25 protein-coding genes are annotated in these 26,688 nt (G+C 57.2%); 15 read left to right on the top strand and 10 right to left on the bottom strand.

Annotated features, from left to right (window positions below; translation table 11 throughout):
• Positions 1-27: 27 nt before the first annotated feature.
• Positions 28-1,608, bottom strand: a complete 1,581-nt coding sequence (locus M2406_RS23415) for an L-lactate permease (protein ID WP_259191581.1) — start codon at positions 1,606-1,608, stop codon at positions 28-30.
• A 334-nt stretch (positions 1,609-1,942) separates the two neighbouring features.
• A complete protein-coding gene (locus tag M2406_RS23410; RefSeq protein ID WP_259191580.1) occupies positions 1,943-2,863 on the bottom strand; it encodes a LysR family transcriptional regulator in 921 nt (306 codons plus the stop codon).
• Positions 2,864-3,016: 153 nt separating this feature from the next.
• Here M2406_RS23410 and M2406_RS23405 point away from each other — a divergent pair, with 153 nt between their 5' ends.
• The 3 genes from M2406_RS23405 (at position 3,017) to M2406_RS23395 (ending at position 5,370) form a co-directional block, all read left to right on the top strand.
• On the top strand, positions 3,017-4,669 hold the full coding sequence (locus M2406_RS23405; protein WP_259191578.1) for a multidrug ABC transporter permease/ATP-binding protein: 1,653 nt from the start codon (positions 3,017-3,019) through the stop codon (positions 4,667-4,669).
• 402 nt (positions 4,670-5,071) lie between these two features.
• A complete protein-coding gene (locus tag M2406_RS23400; RefSeq protein WP_017893837.1) occupies positions 5,072-5,185 on the top strand; it encodes a YmiA family putative membrane protein in 114 nt (37 codons plus the stop codon).
• An 11-nt stretch (positions 5,186-5,196) separates the two neighbouring features.
• On the top strand, positions 5,197-5,370 hold the full coding sequence (locus M2406_RS23395) for a hypothetical protein (RefSeq protein WP_017893836.1): 174 nt from the start codon (positions 5,197-5,199) through the stop codon (positions 5,368-5,370).
• On the opposite strand, the gene M2406_RS23390 is transcribed toward M2406_RS23395, so the two are convergent.
• Positions 5,360-6,580 (bottom strand): MFS transporter, encoded by a 1,221-nt coding sequence (locus M2406_RS23390; protein WP_012146553.1) that lies wholly within the window; start codon positions 6,578-6,580, stop codon positions 5,360-5,362. The two genes, M2406_RS23395 and M2406_RS23390, sit on opposite strands and share 11 nt — an antisense overlap.
• Positions 6,581-7,093: 513 nt before the next feature.
• On the opposite strand from M2406_RS23390, the gene agaR reads away from it, so the two are divergent.
• Genes agaR through agaF form a run of 6 tightly spaced genes read left to right on the top strand, consistent with a single transcriptional unit; the run spans position 7,094 to position 11,774 of the window.
• Positions 7,094-7,867, top strand: a complete 774-nt coding sequence (gene agaR / locus M2406_RS23385; RefSeq protein ID WP_259191577.1) for a transcriptional repressor AgaR — start codon at positions 7,094-7,096, stop codon at positions 7,865-7,867.
• Positions 7,868-7,890: 23 nt separating this feature from the next.
• The gene (locus tag M2406_RS23380) at positions 7,891-9,174 is read left to right on the top strand and encodes a D-tagatose-bisphosphate aldolase, class II, non-catalytic subunit (protein WP_135344982.1); all 1,284 of its coding nucleotides are present in this window, start codon (positions 7,891-7,893) and stop codon (positions 9,172-9,174) included.
• A gap of 1 nt (position 9,175) precedes the next feature.
• Positions 9,176-9,652, top strand: a complete 477-nt coding sequence (gene agaV, locus M2406_RS23375) for a PTS N-acetylgalactosamine transporter subunit IIB (protein WP_012146550.1) — start codon at positions 9,176-9,178, stop codon at positions 9,650-9,652.
• A gap of 14 nt (positions 9,653-9,666) precedes the next feature.
• Positions 9,667-10,446, top strand: a complete 780-nt coding sequence (gene agaW / locus M2406_RS23370; protein ID WP_012146549.1) for a PTS N-acetylgalactosamine transporter subunit IIC — start codon at positions 9,667-9,669, stop codon at positions 10,444-10,446.
• Positions 10,436-11,329: a PTS system mannose/fructose/sorbose family transporter subunit IID gene (locus tag M2406_RS23365; RefSeq protein WP_012146548.1), complete on the top strand. Its 894-nt coding sequence runs from the start codon at positions 10,436-10,438 to the stop codon at positions 11,327-11,329. The genes agaW and M2406_RS23365 overlap by 11 nt, the downstream gene beginning before the upstream one ends.
• Positions 11,330-11,339: 10 nt before the next feature.
• Entirely contained in the window at positions 11,340-11,774 is a 435-nt protein-coding gene (gene agaF, locus M2406_RS23360) for a PTS galactosamine/N-acetylgalactosamine transporter subunit IIA (RefSeq protein ID WP_012146547.1), read from the top strand.
• Between the two features lie 40 nt (positions 11,775-11,814).
• Here agaF and M2406_RS23355 read toward each other — a convergent pair whose 3' ends face one another.
• Complete coding sequence (locus M2406_RS23355) at positions 11,815-13,551, bottom strand: ABC transporter ATP-binding protein/permease (RefSeq protein ID WP_259191574.1); 1,737 nt, start codon at positions 13,549-13,551, stop codon at positions 11,815-11,817.
• A 191-nt stretch (positions 13,552-13,742) separates the two neighbouring features.
• Here M2406_RS23355 and M2406_RS23350 point away from each other — a divergent pair, with 191 nt between their 5' ends.
• Positions 13,743-14,450, top strand: coding sequence for a tetratricopeptide repeat protein (locus M2406_RS23350; RefSeq protein ID WP_012146545.1), 708 nt, complete (start codon positions 13,743-13,745; stop codon positions 14,448-14,450).
• Between the two features lie 49 nt (positions 14,451-14,499).
• Here the strand turns inward: M2406_RS23350 and M2406_RS23345 are convergent, their stop codons facing one another.
• Both M2406_RS23345 and M2406_RS23340 read right to left on the bottom strand, forming a co-directional pair.
• Positions 14,500-15,150: a DsbA family protein gene (locus M2406_RS23345; RefSeq protein WP_218217307.1), complete on the bottom strand. Its 651-nt coding sequence runs from the start codon at positions 15,148-15,150 to the stop codon at positions 14,500-14,502.
• 75 nt (positions 15,151-15,225) lie between these two features.
• Positions 15,226-16,110 (bottom strand): MBL fold metallo-hydrolase, encoded by an 885-nt coding sequence (locus M2406_RS23340; protein WP_259191571.1) that lies wholly within the window; start codon positions 16,108-16,110, stop codon positions 15,226-15,228.
• Between the two features lie 109 nt (positions 16,111-16,219).
• Here M2406_RS23340 and M2406_RS23335 point away from each other — a divergent pair, with 109 nt between their 5' ends.
• Complete coding sequence (locus tag M2406_RS23335; RefSeq protein ID WP_012146542.1) at positions 16,220-17,128, top strand: LysR family transcriptional regulator; 909 nt, start codon at positions 16,220-16,222, stop codon at positions 17,126-17,128.
• 315 nt (positions 17,129-17,443) lie between these two features.
• Positions 17,444-18,598: an MFS transporter gene (locus M2406_RS23330; RefSeq protein WP_259191569.1), complete on the top strand. Its 1,155-nt coding sequence runs from the start codon at positions 17,444-17,446 to the stop codon at positions 18,596-18,598.
• On the opposite strand, the gene M2406_RS23325 is transcribed toward M2406_RS23330, so the two are convergent.
• Positions 18,588-19,511, bottom strand: coding sequence for a LysR family transcriptional regulator (locus M2406_RS23325; protein WP_259191567.1), 924 nt, complete (start codon positions 19,509-19,511; stop codon positions 18,588-18,590). The two genes, M2406_RS23330 and M2406_RS23325, sit on opposite strands and share 11 nt — an antisense overlap.
• A 132-nt stretch (positions 19,512-19,643) precedes the next feature.
• Here M2406_RS23325 and lysA point away from each other — a divergent pair, with 132 nt between their 5' ends.
• Positions 19,644-20,906, top strand: coding sequence for a diaminopimelate decarboxylase (gene lysA, locus M2406_RS23320; RefSeq protein WP_259191565.1), 1,263 nt, complete (start codon positions 19,644-19,646; stop codon positions 20,904-20,906).
• Between the two features lie 33 nt (positions 20,907-20,939).
• Here the strand turns inward: lysA and M2406_RS23315 are convergent, their stop codons facing one another.
• Together M2406_RS23315 and M2406_RS23310 are read right to left on the bottom strand one after the other, a co-directional pair.
• On the bottom strand, positions 20,940-21,242 hold the full coding sequence (locus M2406_RS23315; protein WP_012146538.1) for a helix-turn-helix domain-containing protein: 303 nt from the start codon (positions 21,240-21,242) through the stop codon (positions 20,940-20,942).
• A 190-nt stretch (positions 21,243-21,432) separates the two neighbouring features.
• A complete protein-coding gene (locus M2406_RS23310; protein ID WP_259191562.1) occupies positions 21,433-22,443 on the bottom strand; it encodes a LacI family DNA-binding transcriptional regulator in 1,011 nt (336 codons plus the stop codon).
• Between the two features lie 154 nt (positions 22,444-22,597).
• Between M2406_RS23310 and M2406_RS23305 the strand changes: the two genes are divergently transcribed.
• The gene (locus M2406_RS23305; protein ID WP_115183927.1) at positions 22,598-23,053 is read left to right on the top strand and encodes a GNAT family N-acetyltransferase; all 456 of its coding nucleotides are present in this window, start codon (positions 22,598-22,600) and stop codon (positions 23,051-23,053) included.
• Here M2406_RS23305 and galR read toward each other — a convergent pair.
• The gene (gene galR, locus M2406_RS23300; protein WP_012146535.1) at positions 23,050-24,069 is read right to left on the bottom strand and encodes an HTH-type transcriptional regulator GalR; all 1,020 of its coding nucleotides are present in this window, start codon (positions 24,067-24,069) and stop codon (positions 23,050-23,052) included. The genes M2406_RS23305 and galR overlap by 4 nt on opposite strands.
• A gap of 219 nt (positions 24,070-24,288) precedes the next feature.
• On the opposite strand from galR, the gene M2406_RS23295 reads away from it, so the two are divergent.
• Positions 24,289-26,547, top strand: coding sequence for a molybdopterin guanine dinucleotide-containing S/N-oxide reductase (locus M2406_RS23295; RefSeq protein WP_259191559.1), 2,259 nt, complete (start codon positions 24,289-24,291; stop codon positions 26,545-26,547).
• The last annotated feature ends 141 nt before the right edge of the window (positions 26,548-26,688 follow it).

Genomic DNA, 26,688 nt, shown 5'->3' with positions numbered 1-26,688 from the left:
CCTTATTTCGATAATGGGCTTTTACGCTCAGAGGATCATTGCCTGCGCCATCACAGCGGCGATCCCCCCGTACACCAACATGGGCAATACGGTCTTTTTGATAATTTTGCCTTCGGCATTGCCGATCCCGAGGATTGAGCAAACGGCGATAATATTGTTCAGGCATATCATGTTGCCCATCGCTCCCCCGACGGATTGCAGTGCCAGCGTCAGGTTGACGTTTAGCCCGCTGCTCAGGGCGATAGACTGCTGGATGCCGCCGAACGTCAGGTTGGAAACGGTATTGGAACCGGAGAAAAACGAACCCAGCGCCCCAAGGAAAGAAGAGAACAGCAGCCAGCTTTCCCCCGTCAATGCCGCCAACGCCTTGCCGATGAGGATCACCGGCGCATTGTCGCCGCCCAGCATCATCAGGTTGACCATCACCAGCGCACCAAACAGGGCGATAAAGGGTTTAGCCACGCGCCCACCGGTTTCTGCGAACATCTGTTTTACCTGCCTGCAGTTCAGCCGAAACAGGGGAATACACAGCACGACCACCAGCAAGAAAGGGATCAGTGCGGGTACATACAGCGTTTTGTAGCTGGCGGCGGCAGAAGTGCCGAACACCTGCTGCAATTCAATGATCAGGGCATTGCTGACGCGTAGCTCACCCAGGTTGCCAAAGCTCCCTTGCCACAGCAGTGCACTGCTGTTGAGCAGCGCTTTAATGCCCAACTGGTGGATACGGGTCACTATCAGAATAGCAATCAGCAGCAGGGTCGGGGTCATTGCCTTGATGACCTGAACGAATGGCACGGCCTGGGGAGATGTTTTGCCTTCGCAGCGGGTCAGGCCGATGCCGGCACGCGCCAACAGCACCGACAGCATCAGGCCAATGGCGCCGCCCACCAGAGCCGGGAATTCATAGTTAACCTGTGCCAGCAGCAGGTAAGGCACCGTGCAACTCAAGACGCTGAGTAAAATAAACGGCAGGTTATAGCGAATTTCACGCCAGGAAACGATAAAACGCAGCGCCAGCAATGGGATAACAAATCCGGCGACAAAGTGGATCAACGCGGTCTGACGGCCAATTTCCAGCAGGCTGGCATCGGATAACCCCAAATTGGCAAACCCGAACCAGGTGGGCGTGCCGACGGCACCGAATGAGACGGGAACCGAGTTCATGACCAGCGTCAGCAGCGCAACGCGCAGGGGGTTAAAGCCTAGCCCGACCAGAATGGGGGCGGCAATGGCGGCTGGCGTGCCGAATCCGCTGGCGCCTTCAATCATAAAGGCGAATGCCCAACCGATAATCATCAACTGAGCTACCGGATTGGGGCTGATATTTTCCAGCCAACGACGAACCACGTTTTCCGCACCGCTGATTTGCATCAGCTTATTCAGCAAAATCGCGCCGGCAATAATGGTTATCGGGGTGAAAACCGACACCAGTGCGGTAATGATATTGGCGTGCAGCAGCAGGGGCAGACTGTCGAACCAAAACATTTGCACGCCATACACGGCAGCGGCCGTTAAGGGCAGCGCGATATAAGAGGGCACACCGTTCTTTTTGGTCATCATCCAAATCAGCAGGACGATCGGCGCAATACTGAAAAACAGGGACATAAGAGCCTCAGCGTTATTATTGTTATTTGTAGAGGTATGTAGCCGGAAGGTTAATTACCGCAACATTTTCATTCTAATCACAACGCTGGCTGATGTTCTATTCTGCAATTTTCCAGGATGGGGATGTAGGGCGGTATAGTGACTCTGTGGGATGATTTCTGATTATTATGTTTGTTATTATTTGATTTAAAATCAAGTGGATATAATTTTTTGTTGTGTGATGAATGTGCTGGGTCACATTGATTACACAATAATTACCAATAGATTATATTCAAAAATGGAGTAATCCCGCGGCTCGCTCACGAGCCAACGAAAAATAATTATGTGACTCACTTCAAAAATAGTGGCTGATATTCTGATAGGACGTAATGATATGTTCGATCAGCAGCCGGGTTTTTAACGGTAAATTGCGGGTATAAGGGTAAACCGCGTAAATACCTAATACCTTGCCACAGTGGCCGCTCAAAACCTCCACCATGCTACCTTCCTGTAAATCCTCGTACACCATGCAGCGTGGCACCATGGCAATGCCATAACCGGCGATCACCGCCTTGCGGATCGCCCGGGCGTTATTGGCGGACAGGTTGCCACTAACCTGCAGTTCATAAATCTTGTTGCTGCCCGGCTGCTTCATCAGCCAGTTGTCGGTGCCGCTTTCCTGATAGGTATAGGTCAGACAGTTATGCTCGAGCAGGTCGCCTGCTGACTTCGGCTCAGAATATTGTTGCAGATAGCTGGGCGAGCAAACGATCACCCAGCGGGAGTTCAGGATCGGACGGGCGATCAGGCTGGAATCCGGCAGGGTGCCGGTGCGGATAGCCAGATCTATCCCTTCGTTGACCAAATCGGCGAAGCGATTTTCCAGCCGCATTTCCACCTTCAGGTTCGGGTGAAGGGCACAAAATTCCGCCACGCTTTCACTTAACAACAATTCCCCTGAAATGGTTGGCACCGACATGCGGATGATGCCGGTCAGTTCATCGCTGTGTTCACTGATGACGTTCAGGGCTTCCTGAGTTTTTGCGCTGATTTCTTTGGCCTGACGGTACAGGCTTTGGCCGTTTTCGGTTAGCGTCAGGCTGCGGGTGGTGCGGTACAGCAGGCGTGCGCCGAGAGATTTCTCCAGGCGACCAATGCGCTTGCTGACCACCGAGCTGGTGATGCCGGCGGTTTCAGCGGCTTTGCTGAAAGAACCGCAGTCAACAATCAGGGCGAACAGGATCAGGTCGTTGGCGTATTCATGTGTGGGCAGCATCGGTGGGTGTTTTCCTCGTCCCGGAGTAACGGCCAGTGTAAATCCTCAGGTTCAGGAATCAATCGTTGGCGACAATATGAGAATTGTTATTGATATCACTTTTTGGCCGCTTACAATGCCTGCCATCTCAAGATTTCAGGCTAAGGGTTCTTCATGGAGTTGCTACGGGTGGTTTACCGCCAGTATCGCTGGCCGTTTCTGGCGGTAATGGCGTTGACCATGGCCAGTGCGGCGCTGGGTATAGGCATCATCGCCTTTATAAATTTGCGGCTGATGACGGTGGCGGGCAACCCGCTGGCCGTATTGCCTGAGTTCCTCGGGCTGCTGGCGTTGCTGATGGCGGTCACGCTGGGCTCGCAGCTGGCGCTGACCACGCTCGGCCACCATTTTGTGTTCCGACTGCGCGGCCAACTGGTGAAACAGATCCTGGATACCGATATCGAGCGGATAGAGCAACTGGGCAGCGCCTCACTGTTGGCGAGTCTGGCCAGTGATATACGAAATATCACCATTGCCTTTGTTCGCCTGCCGGAACTGGTGCAAGGGGTGATACTGACGCTGGGGTCGGCGGCCTATCTGGGCTGGCTATCTCCGCAGATGCTGGCGGTCACCGCCGTTTGGGTCGCGGTGACGGTATTTGGCAGCGGCTGTCTGGTCTCGCGGGTGTATCGTCATTTGACCAGCGTGCGAGAGGCCGAAGAGCGCCTCTACGAACACTATCAGTCTGCGATTGACGGCCGCAAAGAGCTGGCATTGAACCGCGATCGTGCAAAAGCGCTGTACCAGCAGGCCTACCAGCCGGATGCCGAAGATTATCGACAGCACATTATCCGCGCCGATACCTACCATCTCAGTGCGGTGAACTGGTCGAATATCATGATGTTGGGGGCGATTGGTTTGGTGTTTTACATGGCCAACAGCCTGGGCTGGGCCGATACCACCGTCGCGGCAACCTACTCGCTGACGTTGCTGTTCCTGCGTACCCCGTTGCTGCAGGCGGTGGGGGCATTCCCGACGCTGATCGGTGCCGAAGTTGCCTTCGGCAAGGTCAAAGCGCTGCGACTTGCCGATTATCAACCCGAGTTTCCTGCGGTAGCGGCCAAAGCCTGGCAAACCCTGGAGCTGCGCGATGTGATGTTCCACTATGGCGCGACGGAGCAAAAAACGGGGTTCGCCGTTGGGCCGATCGACCTGAGGTTGCAACGTGGTGAACTGGTCTTCCTGATTGGCGGTAACGGCAGTGGGAAGTCGACGCTGGCGATGTTGCTGACCGGGTTATATCAGCCGGTCAGTGGACAAATCTTGCTGGATGGCGTGCCACAGACTCTGAACGATATGTCTGACTATCGTCGTTTGTTCTCCGCCATTTTCACCGACTTTCATCCGTTCCACCATTTGCAGGGGCCTGAAGGCGAACAGCCGGATGCCGAACTGGTGGAAAGCTGGCTTAACCGTTTGAACATGAAAAGCAAATTGCAATTCGACGGCCTGCGGGTAACTAATCCACAGTTGTCGCAGGGGCAGCGCAAGCGACTGGCGCTGCTGCTGGCAGTGGCGGAGAAGCGGGATATTTTGCTATTGGACGAATGGGCGGCGGATCAGGATCCACAATTTCGCCGAATATTCTATCGTGAACTGCTACCGCAGTTACGCGCTTTGGGTAAAACGGTGTTTGCCATCAGCCATGACGATCATTACTTCGAACATGCCGACCGGCTGCTGCAAATGCGTGACGGGCGCCTCAGCGAGTTGACCGGCAGTGAACGTGAACGTGCCAGCAAGGACTCGGTTTCGCAAATTAACTGATATTAATATCACCCGGCCTGCACTATTGGGCTGGGTTATCCATTCTTCTCGCATGGCGCTATCCGCTAAAATCAGCATATCCCCGCGTTTCAGAGTCACTCTCCGGCCTAAATTGTCGCCAATTTAACTTAAGTTGTGCTGATTAATTGTGTTTTGATTTATTGAATAGTGGTTTAATTTTGATCTACCTGCTTGTGCCACACTGCGGTTTGTCGATTAATTCACCCCAAATCTGGCGCCAATGACCTGACTAATCCTGTTGTCTTTCTGCCGCATACCTGACTTTAGGTACATGAGTAGCAGATATTTTTTAAATTTCTATAGGAACAAACTTCTTTATTGATCGTTTAAATAGATCAATAATTGCATTTTGATTAGTTTAATCTATTAGATGAGGCGGCTGTGATAAGCAAGGATGACGCGGATATCAAACGTAAAGCTTGGCTGTGCGTATTTATCGGCTGCGGGGTGTTTTGGCTGGCCGTTGCCGCCGTGATTTACTGGCTGCTTATTTAGGAAACAAATCGATGGACAAAAAGCGCGTAAAGAAGAAAGGGGGCGCCCGGGATGACAGCCCGGTCAAGATCCCCCCTTTATGGCAGTTGACCCAACAACAACGGGATTTTATCAACGATCTCTGGCAGGACGATGCCACGGAACCCGTACCGAAACCGGCCACCCGGCCCGGCGTTAACGAATAACCCTATTGCGCCCGGCCAATATGCCGAACAGCATCTGCAGCAGCGTCAGGCCCAGCAGAATGCTCAGCGGCAACTGCCAGCCCTGAGTCAGGTCATGTAACAGACCGAACAGCGTCGGCCCCAGCGCGGCCAGTAAATAGCCTACCGATTGCGCCATGCCTGACAGTTGCGTGGCCTGGTGATGATGGCTGCTGCGCAGGCCAAAGAACGACAGCGCCAGTACCAAAGAACTTCCCGCCCCCAGACCGGCAAAAATCAACCAAATCAGAGAATAGGTTGGCAGCAGCAGCAGCCCGGCGACGCCGATAAAAATCAGCAGTGAACTGCACAGCGCAATAGCCCGCTGATCGCGTGCGCGCGGCAGAATAAACACCATCACAAAGTTGGCAGCGATTGCCACCACCTGATAGATAAACAGCTCAAACCCCGCCTGCTGCGGCGAGGTGCCATGGCTGGCGGCGAAGGCGCTAAACCAGCCGATAATGGTATAGAAGGTGATGGACTGCAGGCCCATAAACAGCGCCACCTGCCATCCGAGCGCACTGCCCCAGGGGGAGCGGGGCGGCGCCGGCTGAACCGCCGGGGCATCGGCAGTCACCGAAGTTGCTGGACGGCGCAGCTGCGGCAGCCAGACAATCAACGCCAACAGGGCAGGCAGGCTCCAGCACAGCAGGGAAAAACGCCAACCGAGACCATTCAACCCCGCCAGCGGCACCGCCAGACCCGAAGCGGTTGCGGCCACCAGTGACATCACCGCCGCGTAACCGGCAATCATGGCGGCGGCACGGCCTGGAAAGTCGCGTTTCACCAGCGTCGGCAGGACCACGTTGGCAAATGCGATGGCAGCGCCGATCAGAATAGTGCCCAGCCATAACATGCCGGGTTGCGGCAGGGAACGCAGTGCGATGCCGAAAACCAGCAACAACAGTGCCATACCCAGAGTGCGTTCAATCCCCAGGCGTTTGGCCAGGCCAGGAGTCACTGGTGACAGCACGGCAAACAGGATCAACGGTAACGAATTAAGCAGCCCGGCCGCGGTGGCGGACAGCAACAACTGTTGCTGGATCTGTTCCAGTAACGGTCCGACGCTGGTGAGCGCGGCGCGCAGGTTGGCCGCGACCAGCATAATGCCGGTGACCAGTAATAATGGGTGGCGTAAACGGCTGCGTTTTAGGGGAGCAGACGTTGGGGGTAAGACAGATTGGGGCATCAGTTCCTCGCACCAGGGCAGGCAGTCAATCAATACTGCATGGCATGATGCGTTGATTGACGTTAACGCTTACGCATCGGCAGCGGCCAATGTCTGCGCGCAAGTGTAGGGAAGAACCCCTGACCTGACAAGGGGCTGGTTTTGCGATGTATGCGCCATTCCGGCGTCTGCGACGCAATGCCGGGAGGGGATAATTGCTGTTATGTGATCCCGATCACCTGATGAAATAAAAGTCAGCCAGCCGGGCCGCTGCACCCCCTCTTTCGTTTTCTGCTGCGCCTTCGACTCCTCACCCCGGCAGCCGCGCCCACGCAGAGATTTCACTTTGCCTTTCACTGCCGCTTAATATTTTCACTTCATTTCGATCCGAAAGGTTTTTAGCCTCTTTTTCTGCTAAAACAGCGCTGTAACCCCGATCACAATTTCATTGCTTTCGCTTTGCTGTAATGCCAGCGCAGTAGAGCGAAAGCCATCTTCTCCCCGGCCCGGCCGGAAACTTGAGGACCGCAGCTCATGCCAGTGAATACCGCAAAGCGACGTGAACACATTATCGACTTGTTATGCGAGCACGGCAGCGTGCGCGTGGAGCAGCTCAGCAAACAGTTTGCAGTATCCACGGTGACGATCCGCAACGATCTGCGCTTTCTGGAACGAAAAGGGTGTGCGCTGCGGGCTTATGGCGGCGCGATGCTCAATCAGCAATTCGCCTTCGATCGCCCGTTGCATGACAAGGGGCGGTTAAACCGCGACGTGAAGTCGCAGATCGCAAGCGTAGCGGCCAGCTATGTGCACGATGGTGACGCGCTGATCCTCGATTCCGGTTCCACCACCACCCAGATAGTGCCGTTCCTCAAAGGGCGACGCGATCTGGTGGTGATGACCAATGCGCTGAACATTGCCTATGAGCTTTCAGGTAACGATGGGGTGGAGGTGATGGTGCTGGGCGGCAGCGTGCGCCGTAACTCCTACTCGCTCTACGGTCCGGCTGCCGAGCAGCAATTGCGCCAGTACCGCTTCGACAAACTGTTTTTGGGTGTCGACGGTTTCGATCTGGTTGCCGGCATCACCACGCCTCACCCCGGTGAGGCCCACCTCAATCGCGTGATGTGCGAGGTGGCGCGCGAGATCATCGCCGTGGCGGATGCCAGCAAGTTTGGTCGCAAGAGCTTTTGCATGATTCGCGAAGCCGGACAAATTCATCGGCTGATTACCGACAGCCTTCTTCCGGACGATTACGAGCGGGCGTTAACCGAGTTGGGCGTGGAGGTTGTCATCGCCGATCGGTAGTACGGCGCCTGCGTGGGGGTTTCATGCAGCAGTTGTTACAGCTTGTTGAGCAGCACAAGGCCGGAAAACCGGTTGGGGTATTTTCCGTTTGTTCCGCTCACCCCTGGGTGCTGAAAGCGGCCCTGCGACAGGCCAAAGCGCGTGGCACGCCGGTGCTGGTTGAGGCCACCTCGAATCAGGTCAATCAGTTTGGTGGTTACACCGGCCAGACGGCGCAGCAGTTCCGCGATGCGCTGTGGCAACTGGCGGATGAAGTAGGGCTGTCGCGGGATCGTCTGTGGCTGGGGGGCGATCATCTCGGTCCCAATGCCTGGCAGGACCGGCCGGCGGAAGAGGCGATGCAACTGGCGGAAACGCTGATCGACGATTATGTCCGCGCCGGCTTTCGCAAAATTCACCTCGATTGCTCCATGTCCTGCGTTGGCGATCCTTTCCCGCTCAATGATGAAACCGTGGCCGTTCGTGCCGCCCGGTTATGTAGCGTCGCGGAACGCGCCTGGCAGCAAAGCGGCGGCGAGCCACCGGTGTATGTCATAGGTACCGAAGTGCCGGTGCCAGGCGGCGCGCAGGAGGCGCTGGAAGGCATGCAGGTCACCACGCCACAGGCGGTCCAGCAAACGCTTGAGGTACATCGCCTGGCCTGGCAACGGGCAGAGCTGGTCGATGCCTGGAGGCGAACCATTGCGCTGGTGGTGCAGCCGGGCGTGGAGTTTGATCATCACAGCGTAGAACACTACCAGCCACAGCGGGCTCATGAGCTGAGTCGTTTTATCGAACGGCAGCCTGGCATGGTTTACGAAGCGCACTCAACGGACTACCAACCCCCGCAGGCCTATCGGCAACTGGTGGGCGACCATTTCGCCATCCTGAAAGTCGGCCCGGCGCTGACTTTTGCCCTGCGTGAGGCGCTGTTCGCCCTGGATCATATTGAACGTGAATGGCTGGGCGAGCATCAGTCGGCGCAGCTGTGCGCCACGCTGGAACAGGTGATGCGCGAGCAGCCACAGCAGTGGAGCCGCTATTACCACGGCAACCCGCATCAACAGTATCTGGATCGCCACTACAGCCTGAGCGACCGGGTGCGTTACTACTGGCCACAGCCGCAGGTTCAGCAGGCGGTAGAGGGGCTAATTGACAATCTGCGCCGCAACCCGGTACCGCTGGCGCTGTTAAGCCAATATCTGCCCGAGCAAGCCCGCGCGATGAATGCCGGCGAATTGAGCGAGGATCCGCAGGACTGGGTGATGCACAAGGTGACGCAGGTGCTCGATGATTATCACGCCGCCTGCTACCCGGAGGTGCACTGAAATGCCGAATATCCTGATGACCCGCATTGATAACCGACTGGTACATGGCCAGGTCGGCGTTACCTGGACCAACACCCTGGGGGCCAATCTGGTGGTGGTGGCCAACGATGAAGCGGCGGCCGATCCGGTGCAGCAGAACCTGATGGATATGGTGGTGGCGGAGGGGGTGCAGACGCGCTACTTCACGCTGCAGAAAACCATCGACGTGATCCACAAGGCGGCGGATCGCCAGAAGATCTTTTTAGTGTGCAAAACGCCGCAGGATGTTTTGCGGCTGGTACAGGGCGGAGTACCGATCCGTTTCGTCAACGTCGGCAACATGCATTTCGCCGAGGGCAAGCGGCAGGTACATAAAACGGTCTCGCTGGATGAGGGTGACGTGGCCGCCTTTCGCGAACTGGCGGCGCTGGGCGTCGAGTGTGAGGTGCGTCGGGTGCCGGATGAAGCGGGTGAGCCTGTCGGCAAACTGCTGTTTTGAGTTTGGGGGAAATCATGTTGACTGATGCGTTATTGATAGCACTGCTGGCCGGGCTGGCGGGGGTCGATCTGTTCGACGGCCTGACCCACTTCCACCGTCCTGTGGTTCTGGGGCCGCTGGTCGGCCTGATCCTCGGGGATGTCTACACCGGCCTGCTGGTCGGCGGCACGCTGGAGCTGGTGTGGATGGGCATGGTGCCGCTGGCGGGCGCTCAGCCGCCGAACGTGGTGATCGGCGGGGTGATTGGCACGGCGTTCGCCATTCTTACCAAAGCCGATCCCAAGGTGGCGATTGGCGTTGCGGTGCCGTTTTCGATTGCGGTGCAGGGCTGTATCACGCTGCTGTTCACCCTGTTTTCACCGATGATGCATCGCTGCGATCGCATGGTGAAAGAACTGAACTGGCGCGGTATTGAACGGGTGAACTATCTCGGTATCACCATCCTGTTCGCGTTCTATTTCGTGGTGGCGTTTCTGCCGATTTATTTCGGCGCCGATGCGGCCAGCGCCATGGTGCAAAAGGCCCCGGTCTGGCTGTTGGACGGCCTGGCGGTGGCGGGTGGCATGATGCCGGCGATTGGTTTCTCACTGTTGATGAAAGTGATGATGAAAAAAACCTATGTGGCCTATTTCATCCTCGGTTTTATTTCCGTCACCTTCCTTAAATTGCCGATCCTGGCCGTGGCGCTGGGCGCGCTGGCGATCGCCCTGATCGACTTCTTTAACAGTCAACGGGCCGCTGCCGACCCGCTCAAACAACCTGTACCCCAGGAGGATGCTGAAGATGGCATTTAATGATTCTGACGATCTGCTGGCGCAAAAAGCGGAAAAACGTATGGCGCAGGCGCTGGCCACCAGTCAGGTGGAGCAGGACGACTACGTCGATAGCCAGCCCGCCGAGGCTCTGACCCGCGGCGATATCAACCGGATGGCCTGGCGCTCGTTGCTGTTGCAGGCGTCGTTCAACTATGAGCGTATGCAGGCCGGTGGCTGGCTGTATCAGTTGATCCCGGCATTGCGCAAGATCCACCGTAATCCGCAGGATCTGTCCAACTCGATGAAAATGCACATGGAGTTTATCAATGTGCATCCGTTTGACGTCACCTTCCTTTCCGGGTTGGTGCTGGCGATGGAGCAAAACAAAGAGAAGATCTCCACCATCCGTGCGGTAAAAGTGGCGCTGATGGGGCCGCTGGGCGGTATTGGTGATGCGCTGTTCTGGCTGACGCTGCTGCCGATCTGCGCCGGGATTGGTGCCTCGCTGGCGCTTGAGGGTAGCCTGTTTGGGCCGATCGTCTTCCTGCTGCTGTTTAACGTCTTTCACTTCGGGCTGCGCTTCGGGTTGGCTCACTACGGTTATCAGGCCGGTACCAGCGCGCTGGCGCTGCTGAAAACCCATACCCGGCGAATATCCCACGCCGCCTCGATTGTCGGCATGACGGTGATCGGCGCACTGGTGGCTTCGTATGTTCATCTTTCAACCCCGCTGGTGATGCATGCCGGCAAAGCCAGCGTGGCGCTTCAGACCGATGTGCTGGACAAGCTGATGCCCAACCTGCTGCCGCTGTGCTTTACGCTGCTGATTTTCTTCCTGATGAAGCGCGGCTTCTCACCGGTGAAACTGATCGGTGTGACGGTGGTGATTGGTGTGGTGGGCAAGTTTATCGGTTTATTGTGAGGAGCGGTTTATGCCAGGCATTGTGATTACCGGTCACGGTGGTTTCGCCAGTGGGCTGTTGCAGGCGGTTGAACAGGTGGTGGGGCCGCAGCCGTACTGCGTTGCGGTCAATTTTCCCGAGCAGATGAGTACTGCCGAGTTAAAAGCGGCGTTGAGCTCGGCGTTGGCCGAAGTGGCGCAGCCGGACGGCGTGGTGTTTCTCACCGATATGCTCGGCGGTTCGCCGTTTCGCTGTGCCAGCGAACTGGCGGATACGCACGGGGATTGTGAGGTGCTGACCGGGGTGAATATGCAGTTGGCGGCGGAAATGATGCTGGAAAGGGACGGGCTGAGCCTGGACGAATTCCGCGAAGTGGCACTGGCGTGCGGCAAGCGCGGGTTGACCAGCCTGTGGCACGAAAGACGCCGGGTAAAATGTGAGGACGTACAGACCGACGGCATTTGAGGGAAGCCGGGTACCGCTCCAGTGAGCGGCACCCGGTTGATTAACCGACGGCCGGCAGCGGGCTAAGCGCCATGCGGGCCGGTTGATTCTCCTCCGGGCGGCTAAAGCGCCAGCAGCTCTGGTGGTATTTCGCCACGCTGTTGCGGTGTGCCACGCTGACCAACGTCACCTGCGGCAGTTCATCGACCAACAGGCAGTACATCAACTGCTCGGTTTCATCGTCCAGCGCGCTGGTGGCCTCGTCGAGGAACAGAATATCCGGGCGGGTCAGAATCGCACGGGCGAATGCCATCCGCTGTTGCTCGCCTGGCGACAGGCGGTGGCTCCAGTTGGCGCTGGTGTCCAGCCAGCGTTGCAGATGCTTCAGACGGCAATTTTCCAGCACTCTCAGTAGTTGCTCATCACTGTATTCGGCCGCAAGATGCGGATAACTGAGCGCCTCGCGCAGCGTGCCGATGGGAATATAGCTGCGTTGTGGCAGGAATAAGGCGCTGCTGGCCGCGTCGCGGCCAATGGTGCCGGAACCGTAGGGCCAGATCCCGGCGATAGCACGCAGCAGCGTGGATTTACCGCAGCCCGAAGGGCCGACGACCAGCACTTTTTCACCGCGTTTCAGCGTCATCGACGTTGAGCCCAGCAAACTTTGACCGTCCGGCAGTTGCAGGCTGAGACGATCGAGGATCAGCGGTTGGTCGTTCTCCGCTTGCAGTTGAATGCCGCGTTGCTGATGGTGTACCTGATCCACGGCGGCGTTAAAACCGGCCAGACGGTTAACGCAGGCTTTCCAGGTCGCCAGATCGCTAAAGGCATCGATAAACCATGACAGCGCCCCCTGTACCTGGCCAAAGGCGGAGGCGATCTGCATCATGCCGCCCATCTGGATAGCGCCGGAGAAGTAGCGCGGTGCCGCCACCAACAGCGGGAAAACAATGGCAAACTGGCTGTAAAAATTAGAGGCGATGTTCAGCCGGCGGGTGATGCGCATGATTGACCACCAGTTGGTGCGGATGTTGTCAAAGCGGTCACCCAACTGTTGCGCTTCGCGCGGTTCGCCGTGATAAAGCGCGATGGCATCGTTGTTTTCCCGGATACGGATCAGCCCAAAACGGAAGTTTGCCTCATAGCGCTCCTGATTAAAGCCGAGCTGGACCAGCGGTTTGCCGACCCACCAAATCAACAGCGAACCCAGCACCGCGTACAGCAGGGCGAACCACACCATATAGCCGGGCAGGGTGACGGCATGCTGATGGATAACAAAGGTCATTGGCCCGCTGACGTGCCAGAGAATGGTGATAAAGGAAAACAGCGTCACCAGGCTGGAGAGCAGCCCGAGCGACAGCGACAGCGTGTACTGGGTCAGTACATTGAGATCTTCGGCAATACGCTGGTCCGGGTTATCGACGATCTGTTGCTGTTCGGTATGGTAATAGGCCTGATGCGCCAGCCATTTACCCATAAATTTTTCCGTCATCCAGCGCCGCCAGCGCATCTGCAGGCCCTGCGTCAGGTAAATTTTATATACCGCGAGCACGATAAAGATCAGCGCCAGATAGGTAAAACGCCACAGTTGCGCCTTGAATACCGGATAGTTTTTGTTTTGCAGCGCGTCGTAAAACACCTGGTTCCACTCATTGATCTGTACGCTGATGTACACCAGCCCGAGCGACAAAGCGACAATGGCGATCAGCATCGACCAGGCCCGCAGCTTTTCTTCCGAAACCCAGAAGGGTTTAATTAATTGCCAGACGGCGTGTTTGGGGGGGGGGGTTGCGTTCATGAGGTCTCGTTAATTCTGCATTTTTTTCAGCATGGGCCGCAGGCAAGTAACAAACAAACCGGGACTGTAAGCAGTTTTAACGCGGCTAACCTTTTGAAATATTGTGATTGAATCGTCAGAGGTGAAGCCGGGAGGGATGGCGGTTATACTGGCGCCGAAATTTGGCTTGTTTACTGTGGAAAGGATGAGTGATGAAGGCGTGGGTTCCCCTGCTGTTGGCCTATGGTGCGCTCACCAGCGGCCAGGCGACGGCACAGATTGATGAGCCGGATATTGATGCCGATTGTCACAAGGTGGCGAGCTATGCCGAGCTGGGGAAAAGTGCCTACCAGCGCGGTGATTACCCACGCGCAGCCGACGTTTTCCGCGATCAGGCCGCCTGGAGTGAGTTCTGCGGTCTCGACAATCAGGCGACCGCCACTGCTTACAACAATGTGGCGCTGGCGCTGATGCATGCCGGTGAACTGCTCAAGGCACGCGCCTATCTGGAACTGGCGCCGCAGGACAGTAAATCCCAACATAATTTGAAACTGCTGCAGCAGCGCCTGGCGAAGCAACCGCCGTCGAACGGACCGGGTGGCGTCTACTGGCAGTACGCCGGGCGCGGCGTGTGGAGCGAAGTGGAGGTCAAGCCACAGGACGGCCGCTGGCTGATCAATTATTCCGGCTATTATATGCCGCAAATGGGGTTGTATTACGGCCCGAATATGGGCGAATTCGCCGAGGTGTTGCCGATTGAACAGGGCAAGGCGCTGTACCGTCAGCGGGAGCCGGAGGACGCGATGGCCTGTGATGTGACGATGCAATTCAGCGCGGATGCGCTGGAAATGCACACCAAAGGCGACTGCGGTTTTGGTTTTAACGTGCGGGCGGAAGGGCGCTTCGTGCGGGTCGAATAATCAGCCCCGGACATTCAATATCCTGAATGACCGGGCACTGTAACAGGCATTACGCCCAGGTAGTGGCACCGCTCAACAACTCTTTCCAGGCTTCAACATTCCCCAGATAGTTGCCCGCCGGGATCTGGCGCAGCTGGCCTTCACTGTCTTCAAGCGCAAAGGTCGGGAAGCCTTGTCCCTGAACTTTGGCAAGCATCGCCCGGCTTTGTGCGATGTGTTGCGCGGTCGGGGCACCGGCGTTAAAGCGCATCTCGGCGATGAACGGGGCAGAGGCCAGACCCAGCTCTTTCGCCAGGGCCTCCAGCACCGGCGTATCGGCGATGCGTCGACCTTCCTGATAATGCGCTTCCTGAATGCGATGCAGCATATCCAGCCCACGTCCCGCCAGCGCTTGCGCCGCCAGTATCGCGGTAATCGGCGGCTCTGAGTCCATGATCGCCGTGGTATCACGCAGCAGGCCATTGAAATAGGCATCACCAAAGGTCTGTCCGGTTAACTCCGCAATACGTTTGTCGTGCGGGATAACATAATTACGCCATTCGTCCGTGATTTGGCGGCGGTTGTTGCCGGTCATCATGCCACCGGCATGCAGCGCGATGTTCAGCCCTGGAATGGTTTTGGCCGCCTTCACCAGCGGGGCTGCGCCATAGCACCAGCCACACAGCGGATCGAAAATGTAATGCAGAGTCGTGCCGGTCATATTTATTCCTCGTTATCCCCGCCCTCTTTCAAGGGCGGGTTGCAGTAACGCCGTAGTCTGTGTATTAAGGCGGGCTTATTGCGGCCACTTCATTTCGCCTTTCAGCACCTTGGCGCTCAGTTCCAGGCTCGATTCATCTTTCAGGTTCGGGTAATGCTTTTTCATTGCCGCCACCAGTGCAGCAGAATCTTTGGCTTTCGGCAGTTCAGCTTCCAGTGTGGTCAGGTAGTTCTGGGTAAAGGTCACGGATTTCAGCGTCTGGTCGGCACCCGGCAGGAAATGGCCAGGGACAACGATTTTCGGTTTCAATGCCTTGATGCCTTCCAGCGTTTGCTGCCAGTGCGCGCGGGATTCAACGCTCTGGTTATCGGCGACCCACGGATGGATGTTGTCGCCCGCGACCGGAACACCGCCCACAACCGCTTTCAGCGCCGGTATCCACACGTAGGTGCGCTCCGGCGTTGGGCCGGTCAGGCCTTTCACTTCCACTTTCTGGCCGTCAACGGTGAAGCTGTCACCCTGCAATGCCTGTGGAACCACCACCGCTTTCGGTGCATTGTCTTTCAGGATCGGGCCCCAATAGGCGACTTTACCGTCTTTGGTGGCGTTGATTTCTTCGATGGTGCCTGGGGACGCGATGATTTTCGCCTGTGGGAACGCGGCTTTAATCACGTCCAGACCAAAGTAGAAATCCGGATCTGAATGGCTGATGTAGACGGTGGTCAGCTTTTTGCCGGTGGCCTTGATCTTTTTCACCAGTTCCTCTGCGTCGTTGCGCTGGAACTGGGCGTCAATCAGCGCCACTTCGTGTTTACCGCTGATGATCTCAGAGGACACCGGGAACACGCTTTTCTCACCTGGGTTGTACACTTCCATGGTCAGAGTGTCGGCGGCGGTGGCGTAGGCGCTAAAGGTGGTGATGCCGGCGAAGGCCAGGGTCAGTAATGATTTGTTAAACATGGGCAGAGGTCCTTGGGTAGCGATTAAATGTTGTATAGATGTTAGGTTGCATAAAGCGATAGAAAAACCGGATAATGAGCAATTATTAATTGCGTAAATCGGACGAATCATGGATCGCATCACCGCAGCTGAGGTTTTTATCACCATCGTTGACCGTGGCAGCATGATTGCGGCGGCAGAAACGCTGGAAATGTCGCGAGCCATGGTGACGCGTTATCTGGCCCAGATGGAGCAATGGGCCGGGGCACGTTTGCTGCACCGTACTACCCGTAAGCTTAGTCTGACTGACGCCGGTGAGCGTACATTAGAGCGTTGCCGACAGATGTTGGCGCTGGCGGGGGAAATAGACCTGGTTGAAGGGGAACAGAGTGATGAACTACGCGGCCTGCTGCGGATCACCTGCTCGCAGTCGCTGGGCCAGACGGCGCTGGTGGGCGCGGTAGCGCAATATCTGAAGCGTCATCCGCAGGTGGCTGTGGATCTGCAAATGAATAACCGCGCAGTGAATCTGGTCGAAGAGCGTATCGATTTGGCGCTGCGAATTACCAATGAGCTGGATCCCAATCTGATCGCCCGACCGCTCTCTTCCTGCGCCTCGGTGGTCTGCGCTGCACCGGCCTATCTGGCGGCGCATGGCACGCCGCGCCATCCGCAGGATCTGGCGCTGCACAACTGCCTGACTTACTCCTACTTCGGTAAAAGCCTGTGGCATTTTGACCACCAGGGGGTGAAGTCGGCAGTCGCGGTCAGCGGTAATCTGAGCGCCAATGAATCGGTGGTATTGATGGCGGGAACGGTGCAGGGGGCCGGGGTTTCCATGCAACCTTATTATTCGGCGGCACCGCTGCTGGCCAGCGGCGAACTGATTGAGCTGATGCCGGATTATCGGCCCCAGTCGATGGGCATTTACGGCATTTATACTTCGCGTCGGCAGATGCCGGCGACTCTGAGGACCATGTTGGACTTTTTAGTGGAGTGGTTTGCCACCGATGCCGGCTGGCGAGCGACGTTGCGCTGATATTATTAACTCCGCAGTAACATTTTTACACATTTTTCATCATTAGCGCATTCAAGCGGTTAGCGAGTTTACCGGGGCATTTTGTGCGCTGTCGCGGCTCTGTCACTGGTTAACTGATGGTGCGACGTGTAGTTTTTGTAGCGTGAGAAGAGTGAATAAGACTTAATAATTATAGGGTTAAATAGATATCCCGGCTCTTTGAACATCCTCTCTGACCTTTCCACGGGCAGCCTGCCAGGCTGGCCGATAATTTTGTGTTTTTTTACCAGCCTCGCGCGCCTGACGCCGGGGCTTTGTTGATTGGGAGCGTTACGCATGCCTGTTTCTCTGCTCGCACTGGCATTAAGTGCATTTGCTATCGGCACCACCGAGTTCGTTATTATGGGGTTGTTGCCGGAGGTCGCGAGGGATCTGCAGGTCTCTATTCCTTCCGCCGGCTGGTTGATCAGCGGCTATGCCCTTGGCGTGGCTATCGGCGCACCGATCATGGCGCTGCTAACGGCGAAGCTGCCGCGCAAAAAGACTCTGCTGCTGCTGATGGTGATTTTCATCTTCGGCAATATTATGTGCGCGCTGAGTTACAGCTACGATTTCCTGATGCTGGCGCGCATTATCACCGCCCTGTGCCACGGAGCATTCTTCGGCATTGGCGCTGTAGTGGCGGCGAATCTGGTGGCTCCCAACCGTCGGGCTTCCGCCGTGGCGTTGATGTTCACCGGTCTGACATTGGCCAACGTGCTGGGGGTGCCGATCGGCACTGCACTGGGGCAAGCATTGGGCTGGCGCTCAACCTTCTGGGCGGTGACGGTGATCGGCGTATTATCCCTGTTGGCGCTGTATAGCAAGCTGCCGACGGTCAGGGATGAACAACCGACCGACCTGAAAAAAGAGCTGACGGCACTGCGCGGCGGCGGCATCTGGCTTTCGCTGCTGATGACCGTGGCCTTTGCCGCATCGATGTTCGCACTGTTTACCTATATTGCCCCGCTGCTGACCGAAGTGACCGGGGTTTCGTCACATGGCGTGAGTTGGACGCTGTTGTTGATGGGGGTTGGCCTGACGCTGGGCAATATCCTTGGCGGCCGTCTGGCAGACTGGCGTTTGCCGCTGACCCTGACCTGTACTTTCCTGGTCATCGCCTGTTTCGCGGCGCTGTTCAGTTGGACCAGTCACTCAATGGTGCCGGCGGAAATCACCCTGTTCCTGTGGGCCGCTGCGGCGTTTGCCGCGGTGCCTGCGCTGCAGATCAACGTGGTGACCTACGGTAAAAAAGCCCCCAACCTGGTCTCTACGTTGAATATTGCCGCGTTTAACGTTGGCAACGCCATTGGTGCCTGGGTCGGTGGCGTGGTGATCGCGCAGGGGCTGGGCTTGACCAGCGTACCGCTGGCCGCAGCAGGGATCGCGCTGCTGGGGCTGCTGCTCTGCATAGTGACCTTCAGCCGCGCCAAGCGCCCGGCTAGCGTGTAATTACCGCAGCCAGGCGGGCGGGGAGTGTCTGCGCCTGCTGTTGCAAATGCTGAGTAAAGGCCGTGACCAGCGCCGACGATGGGCGATGCAGCGGCCGGATCAGACTGACGGTAAAGGGGACGTCAACGCTGAATGGCCGCACGTGGACGCCGCTGCCGGCGTAATCGAGCGCCGTCAGCGGGTTAACGATCGACACTCCCACTCCCGCTTTAACCATGGCGCAGACCGATGCGGCGCTATGGGTTTCCATCACCAGACGGCGGTTGACTCCTTCCTCACTGAACAACGAATCCAGTAGCTGGCGATAACTGTCGGTGTTCGACAGGCTGATAAAGTTTTGTCCGGCAAAGTCCTGCGGCGTCAACACCGTTTTCGCCAGCAGGGGATGCCCGGCCGGTAGCACGCACACCTCGTTCAAGGTCATCAGCGTCATGCGCTCGGTCCCCGCCGGGGTCAGGGTATTTTCTGTGAGTCCCAAATCGTGACGCTGCGCCGACAGCCACTCCTCCAGCAGCGGTGATTCCTGCGGTATTACGCTGAAGCTCACTTCCGGATAGCGATCGATAAAAGGTTTGCACACCGCGGGCAGCAGTGATTGCGAGAACACCGGCAGGCAGGCAATCGACAGCTGCGCCTGCCGGAACTGGCGGATACTGGCGGCGGCGGCGGTGATACGATCCAGACCGTAGTAGGAGCGTTGCACCTCTTCCAATAGCCGCAGGCCTTGCACCGTTGGGGATAACCGGCCGCGAACCCGTTCGAACAATTGCAGCTGGATTAGCTTCTCAAAGCGCGCCAGCTCACGGCTGACGGTGGGCTGCGAGGTTTGCAGCAGCGCGGCGGCTTCGGTCAGGTTGCCGGTGGTCATCACCGCATAGAAGATTTCAATCTGGCGTAGCGTTATCGCGTGCATCGGCAGCTCTTTTAATCAGCAAAGCCATATCATAAATGAATAGACTCTGGCTAAATAGATATTTTCCATCCAAGAAAGCGTGCGGCAATATTGGGGTATTAGAGTCACTAAATTTTATTCAGGGATACCACCATGCCACGTGCTTTACACTATACGACGACTGCCCTTAATGCCGCTAACCTGTTGGCCCTGCCTGAGCGCTTTGGTTGCCCGGTATGGGCCTATGACGCCGCTATCATTAGCGAGCGCATCAGCCAGCTGCGTCATTTCGATGTTATTCGTTTTGCCCAAAAAGCCTGCTCGAATATCCATATTCTGCGCCTGATGCGTGAGCAGGGCGTCAAGGTGGACTCGGTGTCGTTGGGAGAGATTGAGCGTGCATTGCAGGCCGGTTTTCAGCCGGGTGGTGAGCCAAGTGAGATTGTGTTTACCGCCGACGTGCTGGATCACGCGACCCTGGCGCGCGTCAGCGAATTGAAAATTCCGGTTAACGTCGGTTCGATCGACATGCTGGAACAACTGGGCCAGGTTTCTACCGGACATCCAGTGTGGCTGCGCATCAACCCAGGCTTTGGGCACGGCCACAGCCAGAAAACCAATACCGGCGGCGAGAACAGCAAGCACGGCATTTGGTATGCCGATTTACCGCAGGCGGTGGAGAAAATTCAGCAGTACGGCCTGAAATTGATCGGTGTGCATATGCATATCGGCTCGGGCGTGGATTACCAGCATCTGGAGCGGGTGTGTGATGCCATGGTGCAGCAGGTGATCGATCTCGGCCAGGATATCAGCGCCATCTCCGCCGGTGGCGGCCTGTCGATCCCTTATCAGTACGGTGAAGAGGCGATTGATACCGAGCACTATTTTGGCCTGTGGAACAGTGCCCGTGAGCGCATTGCCGCGCATCTGGGGCATCCGGTGAGCCTGGAGATTGAACCTGGACGTTTCCTGATGGCGGAAGCCGGGGTGCTGGTGGCCGAGGTGCGTGCGGTGAAAGACATGGGCAGCCGCCACTTTGTGCTGGTGGACGCCGGTTTTAACGATTTGATGCGTCCGGCGATGTACGGCAGTTACCACCATATTTCTCTGCTGCCGGCCGATGGCCGCGATACTGCCAACCAGCCGCTGCGCGATACCGTGATTGCCGGGCCGCTGTGCGAATCCGGTGATGTCTTTACCCAGCAGGCCGGTGGTGGCATTGAAACCCGCGAACTGCCGCCGGTGCAGGTCGGTGATTATTTGGTGTTCCATGACACCGGTGCTTACGGCGCGTCAATGTCATCGAACTACAACAGCCGTCCATTGCTGCCGGAAGTGCTGTTTGAAAACGGCGAAGCGCGATTGATTCGCCGCCGCCAGACCATTGAAGAGCTGATTGCGCTGGAACTGATCTGATGCTTTCGGGCGCAGTTCAGTACTGCGCCCGTCTCACAGAGACATGCGCCGGTGCTGGCCGTTGGGGAGTTGGACTTCCAGCGACAGCGTACCGCCCATGGCTTCAATATAGCGTTTCAACGAAGAGAGTTTGATTTCGCTACCGCGTTTTTCCAAATTGGCCACAGAAGGTTGGCTGATGCCAAGCCGCTTCGCCAGTTCTACCTGGGAAACCGCCAGTTCTTCCCGCAGCATAGCCAGCCGCAGTTCAAAAATTTCTTTGTCCGCTTTTTGCCGAGCCGCGTCAACCACGGCGGGATCGAGCTTATCGATCAGATTTGATAATGGTTTGGCCATTTGCGTTACCTCTGGGTTGCCAAATAAAAATCAGTTGTCGAATCGCTCGACGGCCGCACTCCAATATAGCCTTTGTGCTATATAGTGTAAAGGTTATTGTCATGACAATATGCGGGCTGGTGGCAGGGAAAGGAAATGGCGGTGGAGGAAATGCGGCGCGGCGCGCAATCAGCGGCGGCGCCAGATGGAATCAGTCGGCGTAAGGCCCTGGCACCACGGATTCCCGTAGCCGAAGTTCACCGGTGAAAGGCGTAAGTGGCTGTATGTCCTCCCCCTTAATCAGGCGGAAAGCCTGGCTGATGGCGGCTTCGATCATCACGTCGATCGGCAGATAAACGGTAGACAGCGCCGGTTGCAAATAGGCGGCGCTGGGTTCGTCGTCAAAGCCGAACAGTGAGACATCCTGCGGCAGGCGTTTACCCGCATCGTGCAACGCTTTCATTGCGCCGACCGCCATGTCGTCGTTACAGGCAAACAGGGCGCTAAAGCCGCTACCCCCGGCCAGTAAACTACGCACAGCCTGATGGCCGCTCTGTACGCTGCTGTCACCATAGGCTACGCGGGTGTCATCGAAGGCAATGGTGTGATGCTCAAGCGCCTGCCGATAACCGGCTAACCGAGCCAGGGCGGTAGGCGTGGCAATCGGCCCTGTAATGCAGGCTATCTCGCGATGTCCTTGCCGAATCAAATAATCCACCGCATGGAAGGCGGCTTTCTGCTGTTCGAAGGACACACAGCGTGCGCGGGCCTGTGGCAGATCGCGGTTGATCACCATGATCGGCACCGGCAGGCTGTCCAACAGGTTCATCAGCGTGGGCTCGGACATAAAACGGGTATACAGGATGATGGCGTCGCAGCGGCGATCGGCCAGCAGTTGCACCGCCTGCAGCTCGTCTTCCGGCGTGTCGTGGCCATCGGTGACAATCAGATGCTTGCCGCTGGCCTCGATCAGCTTGGCGGCTTTTCGCAGCAGGCGGCCGAAGTAGGGACCATCGAAGTTGGAAACCACCAGCCCGATACTGTTGGAGCTTTTATTTGCCAGCGATTGGGCCAGGAAATTGGGGCGGTAGCCCAGGTCGTCCATGGCCTTGAACACCGCGTCGCGGGTGCTCTTTTTCACCTGGCCGGTGCCATTCAACACGCGTGAAACCGTGGCTTTAGATACCCCCGCGCGAATGGAAACATCCAACATGGTGATCATCAATGGCTTACCCCTTTCAACATCCGCTGTGGCAAATAATGCTCAGTCTAGCATAGGGTTAGCCCTTGGCTGCGCGGCTTTTTATCGCAGTGATTGCGTTGTGGTGAAACGCTCGTAGACTGTTCTCTGGCAATGAGAATAAGGGGAAGGCTGGATGACTAATATTGTGCTTCTGGCAGATTATCCGCAGCACCGGCAGCAGGTGATCAACTGGCTATGGCAGGCATTCGGCAGTGAAAACAGCAGGGCATTTTTCGCCAGCGTGGTGGACAGTGGTCTGCGTGGGGCAGACTTGCCCATCACTTTTATTGCCTTGCAGGGGGACGAACTGGTCGGCACCGTCGGTCTGTGGCGCTGTGATTTAATCAGCCGCCAGGATCTGACGCCCTGGCTGGCGGCGCTGTATGTCGATGAAAGCCAGCGCGGCAGCGGCCTGGGCTTGCGGCTACAGCAGCATGTACAGGACTACAGCCGCCAGGCCGGCTTTGACGAGCTGTATCTCTACAGTGACTTCAGCGGCTATTACGAACGTCACGGCTGGCACTATATCGGCGACGCGCTGGACTACCCTGACCGCCCGGTGCGACTCTATCACCGCGAGCTGGACTAGTTCTGCTCGTAAACGTTATTGATGCTGGCCACCGAGTGGCGGCGCACCAGCGTCGGGCTGAACATATTGGTGATCTCCGGCAGCGGCTGGTTATTGGCCAGCGCCAGTGCCAGTTCGGCCGCCTGGGTCGCCATGGCCACCACCGGATAGCGGATGGTGGTCAGGCGGGGGCGCAGATAGCGTGAAATCAACACGTCATCAAAGCCAATCAACGACATTTGGCCCGGCACATCCACGCTGTTGTCGCTCAGCACCGAGAGCGCGCCTGCGGCCATCGAATCGTTATAACAGGTCACTGCGGTGAAGTTTTTACCGCGCCCGAGCAACTCGGTCATCGCTTGTTCACCGCCGATTTCGTCCGGCTCTCCGTAGGCAATCAGCCTTTCATCTACCGCAATGCCATGCTCCTGCAATGCATCGAGATAACCCTGCAGGCGGTCTGCGGCGTCGGAAATTTGGTGGGTGGAGCAGACGATGGCAATACGCTGATGCCCCTGTTGAATCAGATGGCGAGTCGCCAGCCAGGCACCATAGCGGTCGTCCAGCGCCACACAGCGCGATTCAAAGCCCGGCAGCGTGCGGTTAATCAGCACCATCCCCGGGATCTGCTGCATCCAGCCGCTTAACTCAGGATCGGTCAGCTTTTTGGCATGTACCACCAGTGCTGCACAGCGGTGACGCACCAGTTGTTCAATCGCCTGACGCTCTTTTTCCGCCTCATGGTAACCGTTGCCAATCAGCAAGAAGTTGTGGGTAGCGTAGGCCACCTGTTCGACCGCTTTGACCATAGCGCCAAAAAAGGGATCGGACACGTCGGAGACGATCAGCCCCAGCGTTTCGGTCGATTGCTGCGCCAGCGCGCGGGCGTTGGCGTTTGGGTGGTACTGCAGTTGTTCCATCGCAGCCAGCACGGCGGTGCGTGAGCTTTCGCTGGCCTTCGGGGAATGGTTTATTACGCGGGATACCGTGGCCACGGAAACACCCGCCAGCCTGGCAACATCCTTTATGGTAGCCATATCTGTCATACATCCTGGGTAATCGCTTACATTCCTCAGTCTTGCGGAAAAAACCCGGGGCTGCAAGCGCTGGCGATCGCAACTTGTGGCGGCTGTTGCAGATATGGGCGATTTATTCTGTGCTTAGACCTGCGCAGCTCAGTAATAGAGCCATTTGTGCTTTGGCGGCGCACGGCAGCTAATGTTACTTTTGTGTATCCCATTTTGTTTGAGAACCGCATGTCGATTAAACGTTACCCGCAACTCGCTCACTGGGGGGCGTATACCGCCGTGGTTGAAGACGGCAGGCTTATCCGCTGTGAGCCGTTTGCAGGCGATCCGGATCCTTCCCCGATGCTCGACTCCATCGCGCCGATGGCCTATTCCGACAAACGGATCCGCAAGCCGGCGGTGCGCCGTTCCTGGCTGCAAAAGCGTGAAGGCAGTGACCGCACGCTGCGTGGCCGTGAGGATTTTGTCGAAGTGGACTGGGATCTGGCGCTCGATCTGGTGGCGGAAGAAAACCGCCGCGTGCGCGATCGCTATGGCCCCTCGGGCCTGTTTACCGGCTCCTATGGTTGGTCATCCGCCGGGCGTTTGCATCATGCGCGTTCGCTGGTGCGGCGCTTTTATTTCGGCGGTGGCGGCGGTGTTGATCAGTTAGGCAACTACAGTTGGGGCGCTGCGCAGTTTTTCCTGCCCTATGTGATTGGTACCTTCACCCCATTGACCGGGCGCGTCACCAGTTGGCCGAGCGTGGTTGAGCACTGTGAACTGTTTGTGGCTTTCGGTGGGTTGGCACTGAAAAATGCCCAGGTATCGTCCGGTGGCGCGGCGGAACACTCGCTCAAACCATGGTTGCAAAAACTGGTGCAGAAAGGCACCCCGGTTATCAACATCAGCCCGATGCGTGATGACTGCCCGGCATTTGTGAATGCCGAATGGATCCCAATCCGCCCGAATACCGATGTGGCGTTAATGCTGGCACTGGCGTATGAAATTCAGCGTCGGGGCGCGCAGGACGAAGCATTTCTCTATAGCCACTGTGCCGGTTATGACCAACTGGCGAGTTATCTGCGCGGCACCGATGACGGCGTGGCGAAAACCCCAGAATGGGCCAGTGCGATCACCGGTATTCCGGCGGCGCGCATTGGCTTGCTCGCACAGCAACTGATTGGCGTGCGAAGCTTTCTTACCTGCTCCTATTCCGTTCAGCGCGCTCATCGTGGCGAACAGCCCTATTGGATGATGATTGCCCTGTCGGCGATGCTCGGCCAGGTTGGGCTACCGGGCGGCGGCTTCTCGTTTGGCCACGGTTCAATGAACGGCGTTGGCAACCCGCGCGTGGATACGCCGGGGCCAATGATGCCGGTGGGGCCTAACCCTTGCGGGTTGGCGATCCCGGTGGCACGCATTTGCGACATGTTGCTGCAACCGGGCGAACCCTACCAGTTCCGTGGCGAGACGCTGCATTATCCGGATATCCATCTGGTGCACTGGGCCGGGGGTAACCCGTTCCATCATCACCAACAGTTAAACCGGCTGGTGGAAGGCTGGCAGAAGCCGGATACGGTGATTGTGCAGGATATCTGGTGGACTCCGGCCGCCAAAATGGCGGATATCGTGCTGCCGGTAACCACCTCGCTGGAACGTAACGATATCGGCGGTTCATCGCGCGATCGCTACGTGTTGGCGATGCATCAGGCCATTGCGCCGCAGCATCAGGCGCGTAACGACTTTGATATTTTTGCCGATCTGGCGGAGCGACTGGGTTACCGCGAACAATTCACCGAAAATCGCGATGAACGAGCCTGGATCGAATCTATCTATCAGCAGTGCGGACAGGCGCAGGCCGGTACCGGTGTGGAATGGCCCGAGTTCGAGGGTTTTTGGCGTAAAGGCTATGTCGAGCTGCCGGCACCGGCGAAAGAATTTGTGTTCTTTGACGACTTCCGCGCCGACCCACAGGCCAACCCGCTGCAAACCCCGAGCGGCAAGATTGAGTTGTTCAGCGAGAAAATTGCCGGCTACGGTTATGCTGATTTTGCACCGCATCCGCAGTGGCAGCCGCCGGTCGAATGGCTGGGGGCGCCACAGGCCAAAGAGTGGCCGCTGCACCTGATTTCCATCCAGCCGAGCGATCGTTTACACAGCCAGATGGACCCGGCACCCCTGGCGCAGGGCAATAAAACCGCCGGGCGCGAAACGCTGTATATGCACCCGCAGGATGCGATAAAACGCGGTATTGTCGATGGCGTTGAGGTGTTGGTCAGCAATGCGCGCGGCAGTTGTCTGGCGGGCGTCGCTATTACCGACGGCGTTACACCGGGCGTGGTGCTGATGGCCACCGGTGCCTGGTTTGATCCGGGCTTCGGCAGCCAGCGGCTGCAGGTGGAACAGTCCGGCAATCCGAACGTATTAACGCTGGATATCGGCACCTCGCCGTTAACCCAGGGGCCGAACGCCATGAGCTGCCTGGTCGAGGTGAGCGTTCGATAGGTAATATACCCTATGAATTTCAAGTTGCAGCTAGGCGACCAACTCGCTCATCCCCAGGCGCTTACTTGAGTAAGTAACTGGGGTGAGCGAGTGCAGATAACAACGCTGCGGCTTGAAAGGCGACGGGTATAAACAGCTGGT

Origin of the sequence: Serratia sp. BIGb0163, from assembly GCF_024809935.1 — a bacterium.
GTDB lineage: Bacteria > Pseudomonadota > Gammaproteobacteria > Enterobacterales > Enterobacteriaceae > Serratia > Serratia quinivorans.
This window is presented reverse-complemented; position numbering and strand designations above follow the sequence as displayed.